The organism is Janthinobacterium sp. NKUCC08_JDC, from assembly GCF_019345575.1.
In the GTDB taxonomy this organism is placed as follows: Bacteria; Pseudomonadota; Gammaproteobacteria; order Burkholderiales; family Burkholderiaceae_D; genus Janthinobacterium; species Janthinobacterium aestuarii.
The window spans coordinates 1-4,091 of the sequence record NZ_JAHKQW010000033.1 but is presented as its reverse complement, the minus strand read 5'-3'; the positions used below and the strand labels follow the sequence as shown (position 1 = coordinate 4,091).

Sequence of the window (4,091 nt, the reverse complement as noted above, 5' to 3'; positions counted from 1 at the left end):
AAAGAACTGTATTCGGTACTGCTTTCGCGCTATCGACAAAGCGTTGTGTTTGTCAGCTGCGAAGAAGGAAGAGTATGAAGCATTTCGCTAAATCCGTCAACTCCTTCTTTTTACTGCATCGCCGTTTCCGGTGATCCTCAACTGCCGTATTTGATTGCGTCTCATTGGGGAGGCGAACTATAGCAAAGCCCCGCCAGTCTTGGCAAGGGCTTTCAATCGCCATCAGTGTTTTTGTTCAGGCGGCCAGCAGGGCTTTGACCAGGTCTTTCTTATCGACAGACTCCGGGGCATCAACATGCAGCGCCTTGAGCACCTGGTCGAGATGATGCAACATGATGCCGACTGCAGCGTCGGCATTGCCAGCCTTGGCCGCCTCGATGAACAGCGCATGCTCATCCGATGAGCAACTGGCGTCTTCGCTGGACTGCTGGTGCATGGCGATCAGCGAGGTCCGCGCCGTCAGTTTGCGCAAGATTTCCTTCAACACCAGATTACCAACGATATCGGCCAGCAGGATGTGAAAGTCACCCAGCAACCTGGCGCGCAGCGGCAGATCGTTTTGTGCCAGGGCCTGGCGTTCCAGCGCAAGGTGCGCATCGATGCGGCGATAATCGTCGGCCTTGGCGATGGCCACGAAATCACGCGCCAGACCGGCCTCGAGCGTGCGGCGCACGGCAAAGATTTCGCGCGCCTCGCGTTCACTGAGCTTGCACACACAAGCGCCCTTTTCCGGAATGATCTCGATGAGCTCATCCTTCGACAGCATCAGCAAGGCCGCACGGATCTTGGTACGACTGACCGAATACACGCGGGCCAGGGCCTCTTCCTTGAGCTTGGTGCCAGAGGGCAAGCGGCGTTCGATAATCGCCGCCGCAATATCCGCAGCGATCTCCTCGGACGAGTTGGTAACAGCTGGTGTGGTGGGGTCAAGCATGCGGGATCTGGCTATGGCAAAGACGATCAGGAAACCGAACTGATGAAACTGGCCAGTTCCGGCGTCGACGGCGCGGCAAACAGGGGCTTCGGATCACCTTGCTCATGGATTTTTCCCTGGTGCATGAAGACCAGTTGATCGCCCACCTCACGTGCGAAACGCATTTCATGCGTGACCATGATCAAGGTCATGCCATCCTCGGCCAGCTTGCGCACCACGGCCAGCACTTCGTTCACCAGTTCCGGATCGAGCGCCGAGGTGATTTCATCGCACAACAGTATTTTCGGCTGCATCGCCAGCGCCCGGGCGATTGCCACACGCTGCTGCTGGCCGCCCGACAACTGGTCTGGAAACGACTCAAAGCGATCGGCAAGGCCGACTTTTGCCAGCGCATCGCGCGCAAGCGCCTCTGCTTGCTGCTTGCCGATTTTTTTGACCACCGTCGGTGCCAGCATCACATTCTGTCCGGCCGTCAGATGCGGATACAGATTGAACTGCTGAAACACCATGCCGACTTTCAGGCGCAACTGGCGCAAATCGGTCTGGCCGACGGTGACCCTCACGCCATCGACGTCGAGCGAGCCTTCATCGAAACTTTCCAGTCCATTGATCGAGCGCAGCAAGGTACTCTTGCCCGAACCACTGCGTCCGATCACTGCCGTCACTTGGCCTTCCTTGACGCGCAAGTCGATGCCCTTGAGGACATGATGCGTACCAAAGCGCTTGTGCAATCCATTGATGCTAACGAGAGACATTGATTTTCCTTTCCAGGCGGCGGGCATACAGCGAAAGCGGGAAACACAGGCAAAAATACATCAGGGCGATCAGGCCATACACGGTGAAGGGCGCAAACGTGGCGTTGCTGATCATCGAGCCGGCCTTGGTCAGCTCGACAAAACCAATAATGGACGTGACCGCCGTCGCTTTCACGACCTGCACGGAAAATCCGACCGTCGGTGCAACGGCGATGCGCAACGCCTGCGGCAAGATCACGTGGCGCATCTGTTCCATATATGTCATTGCCGTGCTGGCAGACGCTTCCCACTGGCCACGGGGAATCGCCTCGACGCAACCGCGCCAGATTTCCGCCAGGTAGGCGCTGGTAAACAAAGTCAGGGCCACGCTGGCCGCCAGCCAGGGCGACACTTGCATGCCGGTCAGCGACAGGCCAAAGAACAGCAGGAACAATTGCATCAGCAGCGGCGTGCCCTGGAACAGCTCGATGTATATCACGGCAAACTGGCGCAGCAGCCGCGAGCTTGAGGTGCGCATCATCAGTATCGCGATGCCAACCAGGCCACCGCTAACAAAGGCGATCAAGGACAGCAATACCGTCCAGCGCCCCGCCAGCAGCAAGTTGCGAATGATGTCCCACAGCGAAAAATCGCTCATGTCGCTCTCCTGGCAAGTACGTAGCGGCCAAACAGGCCCAACGCGCGGCGCACGCCAACCGCCAGCAAAAAGTACATGATGGTGACGACGAAATACACTTCGAAGGAGCGGAAGTTACGTGAGGTAATGAAGCCGGCGCCAAAAGTCAGCTCTTCGGCCGAAATTTGCGAACACACGGACGATCCCAGCATCACGATCACAATCTGGCTCGACAAGGCTGGCCACATCTTGAGCAAGGCTTGGCGCAGGATCACGCAGCGAAAAATCTGGAAGCGCGACATCGCCAGTGCCGAAGCGGCCTCGATATGGCCTTTCGGCACAGACTCCACGCCGGAGCGGATGATCTCGGTGCTATAGGCGCCCAGGTTGAGCACCATCGCAATCGTTGCCGCCTGCCACTCGCTCAAATGAATGCCGAGGCTGGGCAAGCCAAAGAAAACAAAAAACAGCTGCACGATGAACGGCGTGTTGCGGATCAGCTCCACATACACGGTGTAGACCGGGAACAGCACGGGCAGTTTCCAGGCGCGCGAGATGGCGCCAAGAATACCGATGGCAACACCGAGCACAGTGCCAACGAGTGTCAAACGCAAGGTGCCGATCACGCCGTTGTACAGATACTCGCGGTATTCCCAGATACTGCTGAAATCAAAAGTGTATGCCATGGCGCGCTTGACCCGTTACAGCAGGGTGGTGACAGGGCGCGTTGTTTTCAGCCATTTCTGGGCGATGGTATTGAGGCTGCCGTCTTCTTTCGACTTGCCCAGGATGGTATTGATTTGCGCCAGTAACTTCGGTTCGCTTTTATTGATGCCGACGTAGCATGGAGAATTTTTGATAAAGAATTTGAATTCGAGTTTTTTGGCAGGCTGTTTTTCGACAATTGCGCCAGCCACCACGTTGCCAGTGGCAATCAAGGGCACCTGGCCGGACAGGAAAGCAGAAATGGTCGCGTTATTATCTTCAAAACGCTTGATGGTGGTATTGGCCGGCACAATCTTGCTCAGCTCAAGATCTTCCACGGCGCCGCGGGTGACGCCCACGGTTTTACCTGCCAGTTGCTCGGCCTTGCTGATCGTCTGATCCGCACCACCGAATACGCCGCTGAAGAATGGCGCATACGCTGCGCTGAAATCGATGACTTTTTCACGCTCCGGGTTTTTACCGAGACTGGAAATAACCAGGTCGACTTTTTTGGTATTGAGGTAAGGAATGCGATTGGCGCTGGTCACAGGCACCAATTCCAGCTTGACGCCAAGGCCTTTGGCCAGCATTGCGGCCACGTCAATGTCGTAGCCAACGGGTTTCATGTCAGGGCCGACCGATCCGAAAGGCGGGAAATCCTGGGGCACGGCCACGCGCAAGACCTTGGCCTTGAGAATATCGTCGAGCGCCTCGGCATGGGTCAGCGGTGCGGCAAGTGCGGTGGCGGACAAGATCAGCGACAACAGGATCGAACGACGGTTCATGGACAACTCCTCAAGGTGGGATGGAGCGTGCTATCCCGTGATGAACAGCGCGCCATAATCCTTGAGCAGTTTCCGTGCCTGCATACAAAGCCTGCATACGATCTGCAAAGCCTCTATTTCTGCATAGTTTTTGAGCAGTGCCTGACTTTCTGCACCACACCATGCACGAATCGGGTGCGCCGCGACAAACCACCAGACGTAAAAAAACCCCAACCGGATCACCGGAAGGGGTTTTTTCGTATAACAAGCCTGACGATAACCTACTTTCACACTGGTTGCAGCACTATCATCGGCGC

The 4,091-nt window shown here is 56.5% G+C and carries 6 protein-coding genes; all 6 read right to left on the bottom strand.

Annotated features, from left to right (window positions below):
- Positions 1-235: 235 nt before the first annotated feature.
- Positions 236-934: a GntR family transcriptional regulator gene (locus tag KO538_RS28940; protein WP_219330434.1), complete on the bottom strand. Its 699-nt coding sequence runs from the start codon at positions 932-934 to the stop codon at positions 236-238.
- 26 nt (positions 935-960) lie between these two features.
- Positions 961-1,689: an amino acid ABC transporter ATP-binding protein gene (locus KO538_RS28935; RefSeq protein WP_219330433.1), complete on the bottom strand. Its 729-nt coding sequence runs from the start codon at positions 1,687-1,689 to the stop codon at positions 961-963.
- A complete protein-coding gene (locus KO538_RS28930; protein ID WP_219330432.1) occupies positions 1,676-2,326 on the bottom strand; it encodes an amino acid ABC transporter permease in 651 nt (216 codons plus the stop codon). The genes KO538_RS28935 and KO538_RS28930 overlap by 14 nt, the downstream gene beginning before the upstream one ends.
- Positions 2,323-2,991, bottom strand: a complete 669-nt coding sequence (locus KO538_RS28925) for an amino acid ABC transporter permease (RefSeq protein ID WP_219330431.1) — start codon at positions 2,989-2,991, stop codon at positions 2,323-2,325. Before KO538_RS28925 ends, KO538_RS28930 begins: the two co-directional genes overlap by 4 nt.
- 15 nt (positions 2,992-3,006) lie before the next feature.
- Positions 3,007-3,795: a transporter substrate-binding domain-containing protein gene (locus KO538_RS28920; protein WP_219330430.1), complete on the bottom strand. Its 789-nt coding sequence runs from the start codon at positions 3,793-3,795 to the stop codon at positions 3,007-3,009.
- Positions 3,796-3,825: 30 nt separating this feature from the next.
- A partial coding sequence (locus KO538_RS28915; protein ID WP_219330429.1) for a hypothetical protein occupies positions 3,826-4,091 on the bottom strand: 266 nt, incomplete at its 5' end.